This window comes from Cellulophaga sp. RHA_52 (assembly GCF_007827205.1).
Classification (GTDB): Bacteria; Bacteroidota; Bacteroidia; order Flavobacteriales; family Flavobacteriaceae; genus Cellulophaga; species Cellulophaga lytica.
The window spans coordinates 2,685,308-2,706,398 of record NZ_VIRZ01000001.1; the positions used below are offsets into that span (position 1 = coordinate 2,685,308).

Annotated in this window: 20 protein-coding genes; 16 read left to right on the forward strand and 4 right to left on the reverse strand. The window is 32.0% G+C overall.

The features are described 5' to 3' along the window. Positions 1-5: 5 nt before the first annotated feature. Positions 6-1,172 carry a proline dehydrogenase family protein gene (locus JM80_RS11885; protein ID WP_013622535.1) on the forward strand — a complete coding sequence of 389 codons (1,167 nt, stop codon included), beginning with the start codon at positions 6-8 and terminating at the stop codon, positions 1,170-1,172. Positions 1,173-1,242: 70 nt separating this feature from the next. Here JM80_RS11885 and JM80_RS11890 read toward each other — a convergent pair whose 3' ends face one another. From JM80_RS11890 to JM80_RS11905, 4 genes are all read right to left on the reverse strand, one after another. After that, entirely contained in the window at positions 1,243-1,629 is a 387-nt protein-coding gene (locus tag JM80_RS11890; RefSeq protein WP_013622534.1) for a hypothetical protein, read from the reverse strand. 1 nt (position 1,630) lies between these two features. Beyond that, a complete protein-coding gene (locus JM80_RS11895; RefSeq protein WP_013622533.1) occupies positions 1,631-2,830 on the reverse strand; it encodes an alanine dehydrogenase in 1,200 nt (399 codons plus the stop codon). Between the two features lie 85 nt (positions 2,831-2,915). Further along, on the reverse strand, positions 2,916-3,323 hold the full coding sequence (tsaE, locus tag JM80_RS11900) for a tRNA (adenosine(37)-N6)-threonylcarbamoyltransferase complex ATPase subunit type 1 TsaE (RefSeq protein ID WP_034643420.1): 408 nt from the start codon (positions 3,321-3,323) through the stop codon (positions 2,916-2,918). Positions 3,324-3,376: 53 nt separating this feature from the next. Continuing rightward, positions 3,377-4,921: a bifunctional response regulator/alkaline phosphatase family protein gene (locus JM80_RS11905; RefSeq protein ID WP_144710283.1), complete on the reverse strand. Its 1,545-nt coding sequence runs from the start codon at positions 4,919-4,921 to the stop codon at positions 3,377-3,379. A 37-nt stretch (positions 4,922-4,958) separates the two neighbouring features. On the opposite strand from JM80_RS11905, the gene JM80_RS11910 reads away from it, so the two are divergent. The 15 genes from JM80_RS11910 (at position 4,959) to hisB (ending at position 21,077) form a co-directional block, all read left to right on the forward strand. Then, positions 4,959-6,185 (forward strand): HD domain-containing protein, encoded by a 1,227-nt coding sequence (locus JM80_RS11910; protein WP_144710285.1) that lies wholly within the window; start codon positions 4,959-4,961, stop codon positions 6,183-6,185. Between the two features lie 224 nt (positions 6,186-6,409). Continuing rightward, positions 6,410-7,435, forward strand: a complete 1,026-nt coding sequence (gene lpxD, locus JM80_RS11915; protein WP_013622529.1) for a UDP-3-O-(3-hydroxymyristoyl)glucosamine N-acyltransferase — start codon at positions 6,410-6,412, stop codon at positions 7,433-7,435. Beyond that, positions 7,425-8,828: a bifunctional UDP-3-O-[3-hydroxymyristoyl] N-acetylglucosamine deacetylase/3-hydroxyacyl-ACP dehydratase gene (locus JM80_RS11920; protein WP_034643431.1), complete on the forward strand. Its 1,404-nt coding sequence runs from the start codon at positions 7,425-7,427 to the stop codon at positions 8,826-8,828. Before lpxD ends, JM80_RS11920 begins: the two co-directional genes overlap by 11 nt. 1 nt (position 8,829) lies before the next feature. After that, the gene (lpxA, locus tag JM80_RS11925) at positions 8,830-9,615 is read left to right on the forward strand and encodes an acyl-ACP--UDP-N-acetylglucosamine O-acyltransferase (RefSeq protein WP_013622527.1); all 786 of its coding nucleotides are present in this window, start codon (positions 8,830-8,832) and stop codon (positions 9,613-9,615) included. An 8-nt stretch (positions 9,616-9,623) separates the two neighbouring features. Then, positions 9,624-10,190, forward strand: coding sequence for an elongation factor P (gene efp, locus JM80_RS11930; RefSeq protein ID WP_013622526.1), 567 nt, complete (start codon positions 9,624-9,626; stop codon positions 10,188-10,190). 45 nt (positions 10,191-10,235) lie between these two features. Then, a complete protein-coding gene (locus JM80_RS11935) occupies positions 10,236-11,171 on the forward strand; it encodes a UDP-3-O-(3-hydroxymyristoyl)glucosamine N-acyltransferase (protein WP_013622525.1) in 936 nt (311 codons plus the stop codon). 70 nt (positions 11,172-11,241) lie between these two features. Further along, the gene (sucD, locus tag JM80_RS11940) at positions 11,242-12,114 is read left to right on the forward strand and encodes a succinate--CoA ligase subunit alpha (protein WP_013622524.1); all 873 of its coding nucleotides are present in this window, start codon (positions 11,242-11,244) and stop codon (positions 12,112-12,114) included. A 106-nt stretch (positions 12,115-12,220) separates the two neighbouring features. Further along, positions 12,221-12,673, forward strand: coding sequence for a DUF1569 domain-containing protein (locus JM80_RS11945; RefSeq protein ID WP_013622523.1), 453 nt, complete (start codon positions 12,221-12,223; stop codon positions 12,671-12,673). Positions 12,674-12,807: 134 nt separating this feature from the next. Continuing rightward, complete coding sequence (gene fabG / locus JM80_RS11950) at positions 12,808-13,554, forward strand: 3-oxoacyl-[acyl-carrier-protein] reductase (RefSeq protein ID WP_013622522.1); 747 nt, start codon at positions 12,808-12,810, stop codon at positions 13,552-13,554. Positions 13,555-13,597: 43 nt separating this feature from the next. After that, on the forward strand, positions 13,598-15,634 hold the full coding sequence (locus JM80_RS11955) for a VWA domain-containing protein (RefSeq protein WP_144710287.1): 2,037 nt from the start codon (positions 13,598-13,600) through the stop codon (positions 15,632-15,634). A gap of 8 nt (positions 15,635-15,642) precedes the next feature. Next, the gene (locus JM80_RS11960) at positions 15,643-16,458 is read left to right on the forward strand and encodes a prohibitin family protein (RefSeq protein ID WP_013622520.1); all 816 of its coding nucleotides are present in this window, start codon (positions 15,643-15,645) and stop codon (positions 16,456-16,458) included. Between the two features lie 253 nt (positions 16,459-16,711). Then, positions 16,712-17,569 carry an ATP phosphoribosyltransferase gene (gene hisG, locus JM80_RS11965; protein ID WP_144710291.1) on the forward strand — a complete coding sequence of 286 codons (858 nt, stop codon included), beginning with the start codon at positions 16,712-16,714 and terminating at the stop codon, positions 17,567-17,569. Beyond that, a complete protein-coding gene (gene hisD, locus JM80_RS11970; RefSeq protein WP_144710293.1) occupies positions 17,569-18,852 on the forward strand; it encodes a histidinol dehydrogenase in 1,284 nt (427 codons plus the stop codon). The genes hisG and hisD overlap by 1 nt, the downstream gene beginning before the upstream one ends. Next, on the forward strand, positions 18,852-19,901 hold the full coding sequence (hisC, locus tag JM80_RS11975; protein WP_144710295.1) for a histidinol-phosphate transaminase: 1,050 nt from the start codon (positions 18,852-18,854) through the stop codon (positions 19,899-19,901). The genes hisD and hisC overlap by 1 nt, the downstream gene beginning before the upstream one ends. Before the next feature lie 42 nt (positions 19,902-19,943). Continuing rightward, on the forward strand, positions 19,944-21,077 hold the full coding sequence (gene hisB / locus JM80_RS11980) for a bifunctional histidinol-phosphatase/imidazoleglycerol-phosphate dehydratase HisB (protein WP_013622516.1): 1,134 nt from the start codon (positions 19,944-19,946) through the stop codon (positions 21,075-21,077). Positions 21,078-21,091: the final 14 nt, after the last annotated feature.

The following is a 21,091-nucleotide window of genomic DNA, read 5'->3' on the forward strand; positions in this document are numbered from 1 at the left end:
TAAAAATGGAACAAATTTTTGAAAATACAGCAACTGCTTTTGCTTTAAAATCGGATTCTGAATTAGAAAGAGCCTATTTTTTATTCAAGCTTATTGCTAATGAACCGTTAGTACGCATTGGTACTGCGGTTACAAATTTTGCTATTAAAGCACATTTACCTGTAGAGGGCTTAATTAGAGCTACTGTTTTTGACCATTTTTGTGGTGGTGTTAGCGAAGTGGATTGCTTACCTGTAATAGATAAAATGTACGATAAAAAAGTAAGTACAATTTTAGATTATTCTGTAGAGGGTAAGGAAGAAGAAAATCATTTTGATCTTGCGTATCAAAAAATACTAAATGTATTAGATTTTGTAAAAGAGAAAGAGTCTATACCGCTAGCTGTTTTTAAACCTACTGGTTTTGGAAGATTTATTCTTTTTGAAAAAGTTGGGGCAGGCATTGCTTTAACAGAAATGGAGCAGTTAGAGTGGGATAGAATTGTTGCTAGGTTTGATAAAGTTTGTAAAAAGGCTTACGATTTAGATGTTGCGCTTTTAGTTGATGGTGAAGAAAGTTGGATGCAAGATGCAGCAGATGATTTATGTACTTTAATGATGCGTAAATACAATAAAGAAAAAGTTGTTGTGTATAATACGTTGCAGATGTATCGTTGGGATAGATTAGATTATCTTAAAAAATTACATATAGAGGCTAAAGAAGAAGGTTTTAAAATTGGGATGAAAGTGGTGCGTGGTGCGTATATGGAAAAGGAAAATGAAAGAGCTGAAGAAAAAGGTTATCCTACACCAATTTGTGCCTCTAAAAAGGATACCGATGATAATTTTGATGCTGCTGTGGCCTATATGATTGATCATTTAGATGACATGTCTATTTTTATGGGTACACACAATGAAAATAGCTGTTACACTTTGATGCAGTTAATGGAGAAGAAAAATATTCCTCATTCAGATTCTCGTGTATGGTTTGGGCAATTGTATGGTATGAGTGATCATATCTCTTTTAATTTAGCTGATAAAGGATATAATGTTGCTAAATATTTACCTTTTGGACCAGTTAGAGATGTAATGCCTTACTTAATACGTAGAGCAGAGGAAAATACATCTGTTGCAGGGCAAACAACAAGAGAATTATCTTTATTAAAAGAGGAGCGTAAAAGAAGAAAAATATAATATATGACTATTAATAAAAAAAGGTGAGTTTTTAAAACTCACCTTTTTTTTATGTCAATTTTCAGTAAAGTTATTTGCTAAGATCTATTTTATCTATAACAACCTTGTCTGTGCAGTTTATTACAGTTAAAACGGCTTCTTTTTCTTTAATTAAACCTTCAATTTTATAGGTTTTGCAAGGTGTAGATTTAGTGTCACTGTTTCCAAAATCTATGTCTCCATCGTTTAAAAAATAAGCAACTGTTGTAGAGTCTATAGTCTTATTGTTTAGTAAAGTTTTTATATCGTTAGAGTAGGATAGTGGTTTAGAGCGCAGGTCTTTAAGAACTCTACAATTAGGAAAATAACAGAACTCTGTTCCTGTTTCGTCTGATTTCTTTTTTAAGAAAAAAGTTAAAAATACAATACCGATTGATAGTCCTACTAAGTACCATCCTAATCGTTTGATGAATGCCATATTAAAAAATTAAAAAATTGATATCACTATACTGTAAGTCGTACCATTCTCCTACAGATTTGTTTGTTAAAATTCCGTGGTACATATATAGTCCGTTTCGTAAGCCTTTATCAAAACGTAATGCATTTTCCATTCCACCATCTTCACCAATTTTTAAAAGGTAAGGTGTAAAAATATTGCTTATAGATATTGATGAAGTTTTTGGGTATCTAGACGGTATGTTAGGTACGCAATAGTGTACTACACCGTGTTTCGTTATAGTTGGTTTATTATGTGTGGTTAGTTCAGAGGTTTCAAAACAGCCACCCATATCTATACTAACATCAATAACTACAGCATCTTTTTTCATATTTTCTACCATAGTTTCTGTAACTACAATAGGAGAACGGTCTTTACCTCTAATGGCTCCAATGGCTACATCACACCTTTTTAAAGACTTTAAAAGGTTTTTTGGTTGTAATGTAGATGTGTATACGGTTTGTTTTAAGTTGGTTTGTATTTGTCTTAACTTGGTAATAGAATTATCAAAAATTTTCACGTTAGCACCTAGTCCAATTGCAGATCTGGCTGCAAACTCACCAACGGTGCCAGCGCCAATTATAACAACTTCTACAGGAGGCACGCCACTAATATTTCCAAACATTAATCCATTACCATTATTTGTTGTGGCCATTAGTTCAGATGCAATTAGTACTGATGAAATTCCTGCTATTTCACTCAAAGATCGTACAGCGGGGTATTTACCATCTTCATCTTGTATATATTCAAAAGCAATTGCTGTAATTCGTTTTTTTGCTAATTCTTCAAAATATTTTTTAGATTGTGTTTTAATTTGAAGTGCAGATATGATTGTTGTCTGCGGATTTAGCATTTGTATTTCAGAAAGCGTAGGTGGTTCTACTTTTAAAATAAGCGGACAAGAAAACACTTTTTTAGTGTCTTTTGTTACTTCTGCACCTGCGTTTGTGTAATCTAAATCAGAAAAACTTGCACCTTCACCAGCGCCAGACTCTATTAAAACACGATGTCCGTTACAGGTAAGGGCATTTACTGCATCTGGAGTTAAACATATTCTTTTTTCTTGATACTGATTCTCTTTCAGCATCCCAATAAATAATTCTCCCTTTTTTCTAAGGATTTCTAGCTTTTCTTCTTGTGGTAGTAATTGGTATTTGCTAAATGGCGAAGAAGGCTGATTCATATCCGTTAGTGTTTGTTAAACTGACCATCAAAATTACAATTTTATTTTTAAAACCATTGGTTAATTAGGTTTTTCTAAGTCGCTATTAAAAACTGATTCTACGGTCTGTAGGGTTAATTACTTCTAGTTTTATATTAGTAGCATCTTCAGGTAAAAAAGACGTTATTTTTTCTGGCCATTCTATAAAAACCCATTTATTGGCATAAAAATAATCTTCTATACCTATGTCTAGTGCTTCCATTTCATCTTCTAACCTGTAAAAATCAAAATGATAAGCCAAGGTTTTGTTTTTGTTATCGTGGTACTCGTTTACAATACCAAAAGTAGGGCTAGAGGTATCGCCAATAACACCTAGTTCTTTCATTATAGCTTTAATTAAAGTGGTTTTTCCGGCACCCATTTCACCATAAAAACAAAGTGTTTTGGTAGGTGCGTTAGCAATGATTTTTTTAGCTATATTTTGTATTTCAGATGTGGAAAATGTAGTGTTCATTTTGCTATAAATTATAAAAACGCAAATGTAGTTGCCAATTAGTTTGTGTGCAATTATCTAGGCTCTAAAACAACAAAAGGTATAATCATTTCTTCTAAGGAAACGCCCCCATGTTGGTAGGTGTTTCTGTAGTAACTTACATAATGATTGTAGTTGTTTGGGTAAGCAAAAAACAAATCATTTTTAGCAAAAATAAAAGAGCTACTCATATTAATAGTAGGTAGTTGCAAGTCTTTAGGGTTTTTGGCAGAAAGCACGTCTTTATTGTCATATGATAAGCTTCGACCTGTTTTATATCTTAAGTTTAGGCTAGTGTCTTTATCCCCCACAACCTTAGATGGTTGCTTAACGTTAATTGTGCCGTGGTCTGTGGTAATTATTAGTTTTTGCCCCATAGCTTGCGCTTGCTGTATAATTTCTAGCAAAGGAGAATTTTTAAACCAACTTACAGTTAAAGATCTGTAAGCTTTGTCATTGCTTGCAAGCTCTTTTATTACTTCCATTTCTGTTTTTGCATGTGATAACATATCTACAAAATTGTAGACAATTACAGTAAGATTATTGTCTTTTTGAGTTTTGTAGTTTTGAGACAATTGTTTGCCTTGTTTTAGGCTGCTAATTTTGTGGTACTCCCATTTTAAATCTAACCCAAGCCTTTTTAATTGTGCACCAAGAAAATCCTCTTCGTGTAAATTTTTACCTCCTTCATCTGTATCATTTTTCCACCAGTTTGGGTGTTGTTTTTCCATTTCTAGTGGTGTTAAACCAGAAAATATAGCATTACGCGCATATTGAGTTGCTGTGGGTAAAATGCTAAAATAAGGCGTTTCTTTTTTCTTTTTGTAAAAAGAATTTACGGTACTCTCAAAAGCCAACCATTGGTCATACCTTAAGTTATCTACAACAACAAGTAATGTAGATTTATCTTTTAGCTCGGGCTTAATTAAGTTTTTAAATAGCGTATGTGATAAAACAGGAGTATTGTCACTAGAAAACCAATTAGGGTAGTTTTTATCTATAAACTTACCAAACTGATTATTTGCCTCAATTTTCTGAGATTCAAGAATTTCAAACATACCAGAGTCTTCTATTTCCTCTAGTTGTAACTCCCAATGAATAAGTTTTTTATATAAATCTACCCACTCTTCATAAGAATTAACCATAGATAAATCCATAGCAATTTTACGAAACTCTTGTTGGTAATTAGACGTTGTTTTTTCTGATATTAATCTAGTGTGGTCTAAACTCTTTTTTAAACTAAGTAATATTTGGTTTGGGTTAACAGGTTTTATTAGGTAATCTGCTATTTTAGAGCCAATTGCCTCTTCCATAATTAGCTCTTCTTCACTTTTTGTAATCATTACAACTGGTAAAGAAGTGTGTGTTTTTTTAATTTCAGAAAGTGTCTCTAAACCACTAATTCCGGGCATATTTTCATCTAAAAAAACAATGTCCACTTTAGTATCTTCTAGTTCTTCCAAAGCTTCTCTGCCACTTTGGCAAGTTATCACTTGGTAATTTTTCTTTTCTAGAAATATTATGTGTGGTTTAAGTAAATCTATTTCATCATCTACCCAAAGTATTGTTATCTTGTTCATTTAGTGTCTATATTTGTAATTGTAAAGAAAGAAGATTTTGATTATATCTAACAAACTTAAAATATTCAATGATCCAATTTACGGATTTATTGGCATACCAAGCACGCTAATTTTTAATATTATTGCGCACCCTTATTTCCAAAGGCTTCGCAGAATATCGCAAACAGGTTTAACGTATTTAGTATATCCTGGTGCACAACATACTAGATTTCAGCACGCACTTGGCTGTATGCATTTAATGGAGCAGGCTGTTCAAATACTCCGCTTTAAAGGTGTAAAAATATCCAAAAAAGAAGAAGAAGGACTCTTATGTGCTATTCTTTTGCATGACATTGGTCATGGTCCCTTTTCTCATGCAATGGAGCATACTATTGTAGAGGGTGTGGATCATGAGGCAATTTCATTGGTCTTTATGCAACAATTAAATAAAGAGTTTAATGGTAAATTAGATACTGCTATAGCTATATTTAAAAAAGAACACCCAAAAAAGTTTTTAAATGATTTGGTATCTAGTCAGTTAGATATGGATAGGTTAGATTATTTAAAAAGAGACAGTTTTTACACAGGTGTAGCAGAAGGTAATATTAATGCAGAACGCCTAATTACAATGCTTAATGTAGTAGATGGTGATTTAGTGGTAGAAGAAAAAGGAATTTACTCTGTAGAGAAATTTTTAATGGCCCGTAGGTTTATGTATTGGCAAGTGTATTTACATAAAACAGGCTTGGTAGCAGAGCAATTATTAATAAAAACATTAAAAAGGGCAAAGGAATTAATACATAGCGGTAATAATTTGCCTTGTAGTTCTATTTTATCATTTTTTATAAAAAACAAAATAACGTTAAAAGATTTTAATGCAGATGTTATTGAAAAATTTTCAGAGTTAGATGATATAGATATAATGGCAGCTATAAAAGAATGGCAGCATAATAGTGATTTTGTATTATCTACTTTAAGTAGAATGATATTGCATAGAGATTTGCTACATATTAAAATAAAGAAAAAGCCAATATCTGCAATAAAAGTAAAAAAAGAGTTTAATTTATTTAAAGAAAAACACAATTTAACTGATGAAGAAACAGCATACTTTGTGTTTAGTGGAGAAATAAAAAACACGGCATATATACAGCATGTACAACCTATAAAAGTGCTTAAAGAAAACGGAAAAATAACAGATGTTTCAAAAGCATCAGACCAGTTAAATAGCAAAACATTATCTAAAACAGTTACTAAATATTATGCTTGTTATCCTAAAATAGAATAGGTTTATGTAAAAAAAATGTAAAGAAAATTTAGATATATTATAACAGGTTAAAGTTTATAAGCCAGGGCTTTACTGGGTTTTGTAAAAACACAACTCAAGTAAAATGTAAACATTTCACTATTTTTCTTACTTTTGTCACCGTTAATTATGGTTTTGCAAAACCTTAATTTTTTAATAATACATAATAAGGACAAAAAACACCTTACTAAATTAATTAACAACACGTGAAGTTTACAGCTAGTCAAATTGCAGGTATTTTAGAAGGTGAAGTTCAGGGAGATCCTGAAATTACTGTACATACACTTGCTAAAATAGAAGAAGGAAAAGCGGGTTCGCTTACCTTTTTAGCTAATCCAAAATATACCCCGCATTTATATACAACAGAAGCATCTATAACTATTGTAAACAAAGACTTTTCTCCAGAAAAAGAGTTTACAACAACTTTAATAAAAGTAGAGGATGCCTACCAGTCTTTTACAAAATTGTTAACCTATTATGATCAGGTTAAAAATGATAAAAGCGGTATAGAACAACCTGTTTATGTAGATGAATCTTCTAGCTATGGAGAAAATGTTTACTTAGGTGCATTTACTTATATTGGTAAAAACGTAACCATAGGTAAAAATGCAAAAATATATCCAAACGTATACATATCAGATAACGTAACCATAGGAGATAATGTATCTTTATTTTCTGGAGCAAAAATATGCTCAGACTCTATAATTGGTAACAACTGCGTAATACATACAGGAGTTATAATAGGATCTGACGGTTTTGGTTTTTCTCCTAATACAGATGGTACTTTTACAAAAATACCACAAATTGGCAATGTAATTTTAGAGGATAATGTAGATGTTGGTGCAGGTACAACAATAGACCGCGCAACTATGGGATCTACAATTATTAAAAAAGGTGTAAAATTAGATAATCAAATACAAATTGCCCATAACGTAGAAATTGGAGAAAATACTGTAATTGCTGCACAAACAGGTATTGCAGGGTCTACTAAAATTGGGAAAAATTGTATGATAGGTGGCCAAGTAGGTATTGTAGGTCATATTTCTATAGGAGATAATGTACGCATACAAGCACAGTCTGGCATAGGTAAAAACATTAAAGATAATGAGGTTTTACAAGGCTCACCTGCTATGAATTATGGAGATTTTAATAAGTCTTATGTTCATTTTAAAAACTTACCAAAAATAGTAAAAGGAATAAATAACATTGAAAAAAAGTTTGATGGCAAATAAACCCAATGCAAAACAGAGAACTATAGCTAAAGAAGCTACGCTTACAGGTGTAGGTTTACACACAGGTGAAAAAGTTACAATGAAGTTTTTACCTGCTCCAGAAAACCACGGTTATGCTTTTAAACGTGTAGATTTAGAAGGAGAACCTATAATAGAGGCCGATGCTAATTTTGTAGAAAACACACAGCGTGGTACTAATTTAGAAAAGAAAGGAGTTAAAATACAAACTCCAGAACATGTATTAGCTGCACTAGTAGGTTTAGAGATAGACAATGTTTTAATAGAGTTAAACTCTCCAGAGTTACCAATAATGGATGGCTCATCAAAGTTTTTTGTTGAGGCTTTAGAAAATGCAGGTGTAGTAGAGCAAGAAAAAGAAAGAGAAGAATACATTGTTAAAGATGTTATCTCTTATAAGGATGAAGCTTCTGGTAGTGAAATTACTATTATTCCTTCTGATGATTACCAAATAACAACTATGGTAGACTTTGGAACCAAGGTTTTGGGTACACAAAATGCTACTTTGTTAAAATTATCAGACTTTAAAGAAGAAATTTCTAATGCAAGAACATTTAGTTTTTTGCATGAGTTAGAAATGTTATTAGAACACGGACTTATAAAAGGAGGTGATTTAAATAATGCCATAGTTTATGTAGATAAAGAAATATCTGATGAAACAATGAAAAAGCTTGAAAAAGCTTTTGGAAAAGAGAAATTATCTGTTAAGCCTAACGGAATTTTAGATAACCTAACACTGCACCAGCCAAATGAGGCTGCGCGTCATAAATTGTTAGATGTTATAGGGGATTTAGCTTTAACAGGTATTAGAATACGTGGTAAAGTTATAGCTAACAAGCCAGGTCATTTTGTAAATACACAATTTGCAAAAAAATTGGCTAAAATTATTAAGCTAGAAAAAAGAAATAGCGTTCCTAAATATGATTTGAGTTTACCTCCATTAATGGATATTCATCAAATTATGGATATGTTACCACACAGACCTCCGTTTTTATTAATAGACAGAGTATTAGAACTTTCTGATAATCATGTTGTGGGTATGAAAAACGTAACTATGAACGAACCTTTTTTTGTTGGACATTTCCCAGGAGCACCTGTAATGCCAGGTGTTTTACAAGTAGAGGCAATGGCGCAAACAGGAGGTATTTTGGTTTTAAGTACAGTTCCAGATCCAGAAAATTATTTAACTTTTTTTATGAAGATAGATAAAGTTAAATTTAAACAAAAGGTTTTACCAGGAGATACATTAATATTTCACTGTAGCCTTATAACACCAATACGCAGAGGAATATGTCATATGCAAGCGTATGCTTATGCAAATGATAAATTAGTTTGTGAAGCCGAAATGATGGCACAAATAGCAAAAAAACAATAGAATGAATCAACCTTTAGCGTATATACACCCAGGTGCTAAAATCGCAAAAAATGTTGTTGTAGAACCTTTTACAACAATACATAATAATGTAGTAATAGGAGAGGGAACTTGGATAGGTTCTAACGTAACTATTATGGAAGGCGCAAGAATTGGAAAAAATTGTAATATTTTTCCAGGAGCAATTATATCAGCAACACCACAAGATTTAAAATATGCTGGTGAAGAAACTATTGTAGAGATAGGAGATAATACAACTATTAGAGAGTGTGCTACTATAAACAGAGGTACATCAGACAGGCAAAAAACCAAAATTGGAAAAAACTGTTTAATAATGGCTTATTGCCATGTTGCTCATGACTGTTTTGTGGGAGACAATTGTATTTTTTCTAACAACTCTACTTTAGCAGGTCATGTAACAGTAGGAGACAATGTTGTATTGGCTGGTTTAGTAGCGGTTCATCAATTTGTATCTATAGGTAACCACGCTTTTGTTACAGGTGGTTCTTTAGTGCGTAAAGATGTGCCACCTTATGTAAAAGCTGCCAGAGAACCATTATCTTATGTAGGTATAAACTCTGTAGGTTTACGTAGAAGAGGTATTTCTTCAGAAAAAATTAGAGAAGTACAGAATATTTACCGAATATTATATCAGAAAAATTATAACAATAGTCAGGCTGTAGAAATTATTGAAGCAGAAATGGAAGCAACTCCAGAACGCGACGAAATTCTTCAGTTTATTAGAGATTCTCAAAGAGGAATTATGAAAGGCTATTTTAGTTCAAATTAAATAAAAGTATGGCATCAACATCAGACATTAGAAAAGGATTGTGTATAAGATACAATCATGATATTTTTAAAATTGTAGAATTTTTACACGTAAAACCTGGCAAGGGACCAGCTTTTGTAAGAACTAAGTTAAAAAGTGTAACCACAGGTAAAGTAATTGATAATACTTTTTCTGCAGGCCATAAGATTGATGATGTGCGTGTAGAAACTCGTTCTTATCAGTTTTTATATGCAGAAGGTACCACGTATCATTTTATGAATACGGATGATTATAACCAAATTACGTTAGAAGAGAGTAGTTTAGATGCACCTGGCTTATTAAAAGAAGGAGAAGTTGTTACTATTTTATTTAATACAGAAGATAGTTTACCTTTATCTGTAGATATGCCTGCTAGTGTTATTTTAGAGGTTACGTATACAGAACCAGGAGTAAAAGGTAATACAGCTACAAATGCTACCAAGCCAGCTAAAGTAGAAACAGGAGCAGAAGTAAATGTGCCTCTTTTTATTAATGAAGGTGATAAAATAAAAGTTGATACAGAAAAAGGCTCTTACATGGAGCGTGTAAAAGAGTAAATCTTTTACTTTTTTGTAAAATATAAACATTAGGTACAATAACATTTGAAATTTCCTATTCCACATACTTTAAAGCAAATTGCAGCTATTATTAATTGCAGTTATGTTGGTGATGATAGTTTTTCCGTTTTAGGAATGAACGAGATTCACGTAGTTACCAAAGGTGATATTGTTTTTGTAGATCACCCTAAGTACTATGACAAGGCTTTACAATCTAACGCTACCATTATTTTAATAAATAAAGAAGTAGCTTGTCCTGAGGGTAAAGCATTGTTAATATCAGACGATCCTTTTAGAGATTTTAATAAGTTAACAGCTTACTTTAAACCTTTTAAAAAATCAGTTTCTACCATATCAGACTCTGCTATTATTGGAGAAGATACCATAATACAACCAAATGTCTTTGTAGGCAATAATGTTGTTATTGGAAAAAATTGTGTAATTCATTCTAATGTTTCAATTTATGATAACTGTGTTTTAGGTGATAATGTAACTATACATGCAGGATCTGTTTTAGGTGCAGATGCATTTTATTATAAAAACAGACCAGAGGGTTTTGATAAGTTATTGTCTGGCGGAAAAGTTGTGATAGAAAACAATGTAGACATAGGTGCACTTTGTACAATAGATAAAGGCGTAACTGGTAATACTACCATTGGTGAAGGCTCTAAGCTAGATAACCAAGTACATGTTGGTCATGATACTGTAATTGGTAAAAAATGTTTAATAGCATCACAAACAGGTATTGCTGGCTGTGTTATTATAGAGGATGAAGTTACACTTTGGGGTCAAGTAGGTACTACTAGCGGTATTACAATTGGTAAAAAAGCAGTTGTAATGGGGCAAACAGGTGTTACAAAATCTATTGTGGGTGGTAAAAGTTACTTTGGCACTCCTATAGAAGAATCCAGAGAAAAACTTAGACAATTGGCTAATGTTAAAAAAATACCATCTATTTTACAAAATATTAAAAATAAATAAACAAAGAATACTTTAATAATCGCCAACAAAGCTATATTTTTGTGAAGCGAAAAAAATAACAAACGATATAATGAGTGTTTTAGTAAATAAAGATTCCAAAATAATTGTACAAGGTTTTACAGGTAGTGAAGGTACTTTTCACGCTGAACAAATGATTGAATACGGTACCAACGTTGTTGGTGGTGTAACACCAGGTAAAGGTGGTCAAGAGCATTTAGGAAGACCAGTTTTTAACACAGTTTTAGAAGCTGTTGAAAAAGTAGGTGCAGATACAACTATTATTTTTGTACCGCCAGCATTTGCTGCAGATGCAATTATGGAAGCTGCTAACGCTGGTATTAAAGTAATTATTACTATTACAGAAGGTATTCCTGTTGCTGATATGGTTAAAGCTTCAGATTATATTAAAGATAAAGATTGTCGTTTAATTGGTCCTAACTGTCCAGGTGTTATTACTCCAGGTGAAGCTAAAGTAGGTATTATGCCTGGTTTTGTATTTAAAAGCGGTACTGTAGGTATTGTTTCTAAATCTGGTACATTAACGTATGAGGCTGCAGACCAAGTTGTACGTCAAGGTTTAGGTATTACTACTGCAATTGGTATAGGTGGAGATCCAATTATTGGAACAACTACAAAAGAAGCTGTAGAGCTTTTAATAAATGATCCTGCTACAGAATGTGTAGTAATGATTGGTGAAATAGGTGGGCAATTAGAAGCTGATGCTGCTAAGTGGTATAAAGAGAGTGGAAGCAAAAAACCAATTGTTGGTTTTATTGCTGGTGAAACTGCTCCTGCAGGTAGAACAATGGGGCACGCAGGTGCTATAGTTGGTGGTAGTGATGATACTGCACAGGCTAAAAAAGCAATTATGAAAGAATGTGGTATCCACGTTGTAGATTCTCCTGCTGAAATAGGTAAAAAAGTAAAAGAAGTTATGGGTTAATCCTTTAACTTTGCTACACATATAAAAGCGTTTACTAATTTAGTAAACGCTTTTTTTGTGCTTTAAATTAATGTACATTAGTTGTATTAACCACAACCAATTTGTTATGAAAAATTTGTTTTTAGAAAACGATTTAAATTACACTAAAGAAAGGATACATAAGCTAACCCCAGAAACCAAAGGTTTATGGGGTAAAATGCAAGTTTCACAAATGTTAGCACACTGTAATGTTGCTTATGAAATGACTTATGAAAACAAGCGCCCTAAACCAAATGCATTTAAAAAGTTTTTACTAAAAACATTTGTAAAAAAAGCTGTTGTTGGTCCAAAGCCATACCAAAAAAATGGAAGAACAGCACCTGAATTTATTATTGATAGTAGTAAAAATTTTGAAGAGGAAAAGAGTAGGTTACTATCTTATTTAGACAAAACAATGCATTTAGGAGAGGCACATTTTAACAATAAAGAGTCGCACTCATTTGGAAAATTAACTAGCAAAGAGTGGAATGTTATGTTTTCTAAACATTTAGATCATCATTTAAATCAATTTGGAGTATAAAGGAGTTTACTTTACTATTGATAAATAAACAGTTATAAAGATTTAGAATATCAATATTAAAAAAAAGAACTATACCTTTTAAAGGTCTAAAACATACGCTATATTTGACTTGCAACAACGCAAAATTTTATTAGATGAAATTGTTAGAAGGAAAAAACGTAATTATTACTGGTGCCAGTAGAGGTATTGGTATGGGAATAGCAAAAGTATTTGCAGATAATGGTGCAAATGTGGCCTTTACATATAGCTCTAGTGAAGCTCCTGCTTTAGAATTAGAAAAAGAGTTAACTGCTAAAGGTGTAAAAGCTAAGGCATATAAAAGTAATGCAGCAAGTTTTTCTCAGGCAGAAGAATTGGTAGCAAACGTATTAGAAGATTTTGGTGGTATAGATGTGCTAATTAACAACGCAGGTATTACTAAAGATAATTTATTAATGCGTATGGGCGAAGAAGATTTTGATGCTGTTATTGAAATTAACTTAAAATCTGTTTTTAACATGACAAAAGCAGTACAACGTACTTTTTTAAAGCAGCGTAAAGGTTCTATTGTAAATATGAGTAGTGTTGTTGGTGTTAAAGGTAATGCAGGACAAACTAATTATGCAGCATCTAAAGCCGGAATGATTGGTTTTACAAAGTCTGTTGCATTAGAGTTAGGTTCTAGAAACATTAGATGTAATGCAATTGCACCTGGTTTTATAGAAACTGAAATGACAGATAAGTTAGATGAAAAAGTAGTACAAGGATGGAGAGATGGTATTCCTTTAAAAAGAGGTGGTTCTCCTGATGATGTAGCAAATGCTTGTTTGTTTTTCGCTTCAGATATGTCTGCTTATGTTACTGGCCAAGTGCTAAATGTAGATGGCGGAATGTTAACTTAATAGAAGATTTAAATTTATATTGAAAAACAGAGATAATTAATACATGCAAATTACAACTGTAGTGTGGGTAATTTTAGCGGCAATATTTGCGCTGCTTGTAGTCTTGTTTCAATATTATTATAAAACTAAAAGGAGAGGTAAACTTGTTGTTTTACTCTCCTTTTTACGTTTTTTAGGTGTTTTTGGTGTGTTGTTACTGCTTATTAATCCAAAAATCACCAAAACTACCTATAGGGTAGAAAAAACAAAACTTGTAATATTAACAGATAATTCTGCTTCTATAAAAAACAGTAAATCTGTCAAAAACGTTACAGATTTCCTTAAAAGCCTTACTCTAGATGCTAACGTAAAAGATAAATTTACAATAGATACGTATTCATTTGGAGACAATTTAAATTCCATAAAAGATTCACTAACATTTGCAGAACAAAGTACCAATATAGGAGCGGCATTACAAACAACTGCAGACATTTACAGGAATACCAATTTAGCAGTAGTTTTATTAACAGATGGTAACCAAACTTTAGGTGCAGATTATGAATTTTTATCATTAAACAATAAAACACCAATTTACCCAGTAGTTGTAGGTGATACAACATCTTATACAGATATAAAAATAGACCAAGTAAATAAAAATAACTTTGCTTTTTTAAATAATAAATATCCTGTAGAAGTTTATATCTCATACACAGGAATTAAGCCTGTAACCAAACTATTGACTATTACAGAAAATGGTAATACAGTATTTAAACAGAATATATCATTTAGTAAAGCAGAAAATAGCAAAACTATAAGTGCTAATATTAATGCTAAAACTATTGGAGTTAAAAAAATTAAGGTTTCTGTAGCTGCACTAACCAATGAAAAGAATACGCAAAACAACACAAAAACAGTAGCTTTAGAGGTTATAGATGAAAAAACAACTATTGCAATAGTTACTTCTATTGAACATCCAGATTTGGGAACCTTAAAAAAAGCGATAGAAAGTAATGAACAACGTAGCGTAACAATTTTAAAGCCTAATTCTAATAAAAACTTATGGCAGAACACAGATGTTTTTATTTTTTATCAGCCTAATACAGCTTTTAAAAGCATAGTAGACTATGCTAAAACGGCTGCTAAAAACTCCTTTGTTATAACTGGTTTACAAACAGATTGGGACTTTTTAAATTCGGTTCAGAACACTTATATTTTTGAAGATGGTTTTCCTGCCCAAGAGGTAATGCCAATGGTAAACTCTTCTTTTTCTAAGTTTGATGTATCTGAATTTTCTACAGCTAATTTTCCTCCCTTACAGAGTAATGTTAGTCCGGTTTTTTCGCAAAATGAAAGTTTAACTGTTCTAAAAACAACAATAAGAGGTGTTACTATAGAGTCTCCTCTGTTGGCAGTGTCAGAATTTGATACAACAAAACAAGTTTTTTTGTTTGGAGAAGATATTTGGAAATGGAGGATGCAAACTTATAGAAATGATAAAGATTTTAAATCTTTTGATGATTTTATAGGTAAAATTATTCTGTATTTGGCCTCTAGTAACTCTAAAAATAGTTTTACTCTAGATTATAAGCAAGTGTATTTAGGTAGTAGTGAGGCGGTTATTAATGCATCGGTTTTTGATGATGCTTTTGAGTTTGACTCAAATGCTACAATAGTTTTAAAAATAAACAACAAAGAAAAAACTATTTACAAAGAAATTCCAATGCTTTTAAACGGTTTTAATTATAAAGCAGATTTAAGTAGTTTGCCAGCAGGTGATTATACATTTACAGCTACGGTAACAAATACAAATACATCAAAATCTGGAACTTTTACCATTTTAGAATATGATGTAGAGCAGCAATTTACTTCTAGTAATTACAAGAAAATGAATCGTATTGCAACAAACACAAATACAAGTCTATTTTATATTGATAATGCAAAAGGTCTAAAACAGGAATTGCTTAGTAAACAAACCCTAAAACCCACACAAAAGAGCAAGGAAAATATTGTATCTTTGGTAGAATTTAAATTTCTACTAGGCTTTATTTTATTGGTATTTGCAATAGAATGGTTTATTAGAAAATACAACGGATTAACTTAAAAACTACTATGGAAAGATTACCAAAAATTGCATTACCTGTATTATTTGTTATCATACTAATTATTGTTATTATCTCTAAATCAGCAGTGACAATAGATTCTGGTCACGCAGGTGTTTTATACGAGACTCTTGGAGATGGTGTTGTTACAGATGAGCCTCCAATGGGAGAGGGGTTTCATGTGGTAGCTCCTTGGAATAAAGTATATATTTATGAAGTACGTCAGCAAGAGGTATTAGAAAAAATGAATGTACTTTCTAGCAACGGTTTAGATATTAAATTAGAAGCTTCAGCTTGGTTTCAACCAAAACGTAATGAATTAGGAAAGTTACACCAAGAAAAAGGCGAAGATTATATACAAAGAGTGTTATTACCAACTATAAGATCTGCAGCCCGTTCTGTTGTTGGGCGTTATACGCCAGAGCAGTTATATTCTAGTAAAAGAGACGCTATACAGCAAGAAATTTTTGATGAAACAAAAAAAATTGTAGATGGTGAATACATTCAATTAAACGAAATTTTAGTGCGTGATGTAACATTGCCGCCAACAATTAAAGATGCCATAGAGCGTAAATTAAAACAAGAACAAGAGTCTTTAGAATATGAATTTAGACTGGTAACGGCAAAAAAAGAGGCCGAAAAAGTAACTATTGAAGCACAAGGTAAAGCAAATGCAAACAAAATATTAAGTGCATCGTTAACAGATAAAATTTTGCAAGACAAAGGTATAGATGCTACTATAAAATTGTCTGAATCTCCAAACGCTAAAGTAATTGTAATTGGTAGTGGAGACTCTGGTTTACCATTAATTTTAGGAAACCAATAAATTTACAATCATTTGTTAAGAAATTATCAATAGTGAACTAAAATTATAAATTCTCTTTTTTATAAAAGAAATAAGTTTTACTTTTACACCATAATGAGAAATAAAAACACACATCATCATCACTTTACACCTTGCTATCAAGCGAGCTAGAAGTGTTTTGCCGTGTTTAAACATATATCTAACCCGTTTGAGAAATCAAGCGGGTTTTTTGTTTTTATCCATTTTGATTTCTTAAACACATACTAAAAAAAGAATGACTAAAATTAGAATTGCAATTCAGAAAAGCGGACGTTTAAATGAAGATTCCATAGCTATTTTAAAAGACTGTGGTATCTCTATAGACAACGGTAAAGATCAGCTAAAAGCATCTTCAAGAAATTTTCCAATGGAAGTTTTTTACCTAAGAAATGGTGATATTCCTCAGTATTTAAGAGACGGAGTAGTAGACATTGCTATAATAGGAGAAAATGTGTTAATAGAAAAAGGAGAAGACATTACATTTTCAGAAAGATTAGGATTTTCTAAGTGTAAAGTATCGTTAGCAGTACCTAAATCTTTTAAATATACATCTGTACAAGATTTTCAGGGTAAACGTATTGCAACATCATACCCAAATACAGTAAAAAATTATTTAGCATCTAAAGGTGTTACAGCAGATTTACACATTATTAATGGTTCTGTAGAAATTGCACCAAATATTGGTTTGGCAGACGGTATTTGTGATATTGTATCTAGTGGTAGTACATTATTTAAAAACAACCTTAAAGAGGTAGAAGTAATGTTAACTAGTGAAGCTGTTTTAGCGGTTTCTCCAAAAATATCTGAAGAGCGAAAAGAGATTTTAAGTCAGTTAGAGTTCAGAATAGAATCTGTTTTAAGAGCTAGACAATCTAAATATGTACTGTTAAATGCACCAAATGAAAAATTAGATGCAATTATATCATTATTACCAGGAATGCGAAGCCCTACTGTATTGCCATTGGCAGAAGAAGGTTGGAGCTCTGTTCACACTGTAATAAATAAAGATAAATTCTGGGAAGTAATTCAGGAGTTAAAAAAAGAAGGTGCAGAAGGTATTTTGGTTTGTCCAATTGAAAAAATGGTACTATAATGAATAAGATTGATAATCCAGCTGTTGCAGATTGGAAGCAAGTTTTAGAAAGACCAACACAAACTGTTGCAGATATAGAAGGTACTGTAGTTTCTGTTTTTAATGAGGTTAAAACTGATGGTGATAAAGCTGTAAATAAGTACACTACTAAGTTTGATGGTGTTTCTTTGCAATCTACTATTGTCAGTGTTGAAGAATTGGTTGAAGCAGAAAAATTAGTATCAGAAGAACTAAAAAAAGCAATACAATTAGCAAAAAGTAATATTGAAGTTTTTCATACTGCCCAAAAAACTGAAAAAGTAGCTATACAAACAGCAAACGGAGTAGATTGTTGGCAAGAAAAACGACCAATTCAAAAAGTTGGTTTATACATTCCTGGTGGTACTGCACCATTATTTTCTACAATACTAATGTTGGCAACACCAGCAAACATAGCAGGTTGTAAAGAAATTGTATTGTGTTCTCCTCCAAACAAAGAAGGCAAAATTAATCCTGCTATTTTGTATGCAGCAAATTTATGCGGTGTAACTAAAATATATAAAGTTGGTGGTATACAAGCTATTGCAGCTATGACGTTTGGTACACAAACAATACCACAAGTATATAAAATATTTGGTCCAGGCAACCAATTTGTTACCGTAGCTAAACAAATAGCAACCAAATATGGTGTAGCTATAGATATGCCAGCAGGACCAAGTGAATTGTTAGTTTTAGCAGATGATACAGCTAATGCAGCATTTGTAGCATCAGACTTATTAAGTCAGGCAGAACACGGTACAGATAGTCAAGTGATATTAGTATCTACTTCAAAACAAATGATTTCTGACGTAGAAACTGAGTTAGAAAAGCAATTAGCAGTTTTACCACGTGTAGAAATAGCAACACAGGCCATAGCAAATAGTAAACTTATATACATAGAAACGCTAGAAACGGCTATGCAATTGATTAATGAATATGCTCCAGAGCACTTTATAGTTTGTGTAGAAAATGAGGATTATGTATTAAACACAATTGAAAATGCTGGGTCTGTATTTATTGGCAATTATACGCCAGAGAGTGCAGGTGATTATGCATCGGGAACCAACCATACTTTACCAACAAACGGTTATGCAAAACAATACAGTGGTGTTAATTTAGATAGTTTTACCAAGAGTATTACGTTTCAAAAAATATCTGAACAAGGTATACAAGAAATAGGTGAAGCTATAGAGTTAATGGCAGATGCAGAAGGTTTACAAGCACACAAAAATGCAGTTACATTACGTTTAAAGAGTTTAAAATAATGAAAGATTTTAACTTAGATAAATTAACTAGAGAGAATGTAAAAGGACTTAGTCCATATTCTTCTGCTAGAGATGAGTATGTTTCTGATGGTACTGAAATGGTTTTTTTAGATGCCAATGAGAATCCGTTTTCTAACGGAGTTAACAGGTATCCAGATCCGCAACAGCGTAGTTTAAAATCTGTTTTAGCAGAACAAAAAGGTGTTAAAACAGAAAATTTGCTTTTAGGCAATGGTAGTGATGAAGTTTTAGACTTAATCTACAGAGCTTTTTGCGAACCTAAAGAAGATAACATTATAACGTTGCCGCCAACTTATGGTATGTACAAGGTGTTGTCTGGTATTAATAATATAGAGAATAAAGAGGTGTTACTTACAGCCGATTTTGAACCTAATGTAGATGAAATTTTAGCTACAGCAAATAACAATAGTAAAATTTTGTTTTTATGCTCGCCAAACAACCCAACTGGCAATAGTTTTACAGCTGCAAAAATGCATCAGTTGTTAGAGGAGTTTAATGGTTTAGTGGTAATTGATGAAGCTTATATCGATTTTTCACCACAAGAGAGTTGGGTGACTCAGTTGGCTAATTACCCTAATTTAATAGTAACACAAACACTTTCTAAAGCATACGGATTAGCAGGTGTACGATTAGGAATTTGTATTGCATCAAAAGAAATTATATCGGTTTTAAATAAAATTAAACCTCCTTATAATGTAAACGAATTAACGCAACAACGAGCAAAAGAGCGTGTTTTAGATATAGATTCTGTAAAACAAGAAGTATCTAAAATAATGTTAGAAAAAGAAGCTTTATCTAAAGTGTTACTTGAAGTTGGTTTTGTTGAAAAAGTATATGCTTCTGACGCTAATTTTATTCTTGCTAAAGTTGACGATGCTACAAAAAGATACAATCAGCTTTTAGAAAAAGGAATAGTAATACGTAATAGAACTACACAGCCTTTATGTGAAAATACATTGCGTTTTACAGTAGGTACACCAAAGGAAAATAAGCAATTAATAAACGCACTAAACCAAATTAATAACTAACTGTAATTCTTTTTATAAAAGAATTACAACGAACTATAAAAGATGAAAAAAGTATTATTTATAGATAGAGACGGTACCATAATAAAGGAAACTGTAGACGAACAAATAGATGCATTTGAAAAAATGATTTTTTATCCAAAAGCATTTACATATTTAGGAAAAATAGCAAAAGAGTTAGATTATGAGTTGGTAATGATAACCAACCAAGATGGCTTGGGTACAGATGTTTTTCCTGAAGATACATTTTGGCCAGTACACAACTTTATTTTAAAGTCTTTTGAAAATGAAGGTGTAGTTTTTGATAAGGTTTTTTTAGACCGAACTTTTCCTCACGAAAATGCAAATACTCGTAAACCTGGGACAGGCTTGTTAACGGAATATTTTTCAGCTGAATATGATTTAGCAAACTCTTTTGTTATTGGTGATCGTTTAACAGACATAGAGTTAGCTAAAAATTTAGGTTCTAAAGGTATTTTTATTAATGATGAAACCAATTTAGGTACCGGGGAAATTACAGTAAAAAGGGAAGAATTAGACGATGTTATAGCCTTAGAAAGCAATGACTGGGAGAAAATATACGAGTTCTTAAAACTAAAAGATAGAGTTTCTGAAGTTACACGTAAAACCAATGAAACTGATATTTACATAAATGTAAATTTAGATGGCACTGGAAAAAGTGACATAAAAACAGGATTGTCTTTCTTTGATCATATGTTAGACCAATTGGCACGTCACGGTCAAATGGACTTAGAAATTAAGGTAAATGGAGATTTAGAAGTAGATGAGCACCACACTATAGAAGATACTGCTATTGCTTTAGGAGAAGTATTTGCTAAGGCTTTAGGTACAAAACTAGGAATAGAACGTTATGGTTTTTGTTTGCCAATGGACGACTGTTTAGCGCAAGTAGCAATTGATTTTGGTGGTCGTAACTGGTTGGTTTGGGAAGCCGATTTTAAACGAGAAATGGTTGGTGATATGCCAACAGAAATGTTTTTGCACTTTTTTAAATCGTTTTCAGACGGAGCAAAAGCTAACCTTAATGTAAAAGCAGAAGGTATAAACGAACATCATAAAATTGAAGCTATTTTTAAAGCGTTTGCAAAGGCTATAAAAATGGCGGTAAAAAGAGATGTAGAAAAAATGGTTTTACCTAGTACAAAGGGAATGCTGTAAATAGTGATAATACT

Bases quoted from the DNA above. Each gene is read 5' to 3' on its own strand.
- hisG (WP_144710291.1), top strand. From the start codon at position 16,712: ATGACTAAAATTAGAATTGCAATTCAGAAAAGCGGACGTTTAAATGAA.
- hisB (WP_013622516.1), top strand. From the start codon at position 19,944: ATGAAAAAAGTATTATTTATAGATAGAGACGGTACCATAATAAAGGAA.
- fabG (WP_013622522.1), top strand. From the start codon at position 12,808: ATGAAATTGTTAGAAGGAAAAAACGTAATTATTACTGGTGCCAGTAGA.
- JM80_RS11895 (WP_013622533.1), bottom strand. From the start codon at position 2,830: ATGAATCAGCCTTCTTCGCCATTTAGCAAATACCAATTACTACCACAA.
- JM80_RS11920 (WP_034643431.1), top strand. From the start codon at position 7,425: ATGGCAAATAAACCCAATGCAAAACAGAGAACTATAGCTAAAGAAGCT.
- tsaE (WP_034643420.1), bottom strand. From the start codon at position 3,323: ATGAACACTACATTTTCCACATCTGAAATACAAAATATAGCTAAAAAA.
- JM80_RS11885 (WP_013622535.1), top strand. From the start codon at position 6: ATGGAACAAATTTTTGAAAATACAGCAACTGCTTTTGCTTTAAAATCG.
- efp (WP_013622526.1), top strand. From the start codon at position 9,624: ATGGCATCAACATCAGACATTAGAAAAGGATTGTGTATAAGATACAAT.
- hisD (WP_144710293.1), top strand. From the start codon at position 17,569: ATGAATAAGATTGATAATCCAGCTGTTGCAGATTGGAAGCAAGTTTTA.
- JM80_RS11890 (WP_013622534.1), bottom strand. From the start codon at position 1,629: ATGGCATTCATCAAACGATTAGGATGGTACTTAGTAGGACTATCAATC.
- JM80_RS11945 (WP_013622523.1), top strand. From the start codon at position 12,221: ATGAAAAATTTGTTTTTAGAAAACGATTTAAATTACACTAAAGAAAGG.
- lpxA (WP_013622527.1), top strand. From the start codon at position 8,830: ATGAATCAACCTTTAGCGTATATACACCCAGGTGCTAAAATCGCAAAA.
- hisC (WP_144710295.1), top strand. From the start codon at position 18,852: ATGAAAGATTTTAACTTAGATAAATTAACTAGAGAGAATGTAAAAGGA.
- JM80_RS11960 (WP_013622520.1), top strand. From the start codon at position 15,643: ATGGAAAGATTACCAAAAATTGCATTACCTGTATTATTTGTTATCATA.
- sucD (WP_013622524.1), top strand. From the start codon at position 11,242: ATGAGTGTTTTAGTAAATAAAGATTCCAAAATAATTGTACAAGGTTTT.
- JM80_RS11905 (WP_144710283.1), bottom strand. From the start codon at position 4,921: ATGAACAAGATAACAATACTTTGGGTAGATGATGAAATAGATTTACTT.
- JM80_RS11955 (WP_144710287.1), top strand. From the start codon at position 13,598: ATGCAAATTACAACTGTAGTGTGGGTAATTTTAGCGGCAATATTTGCG.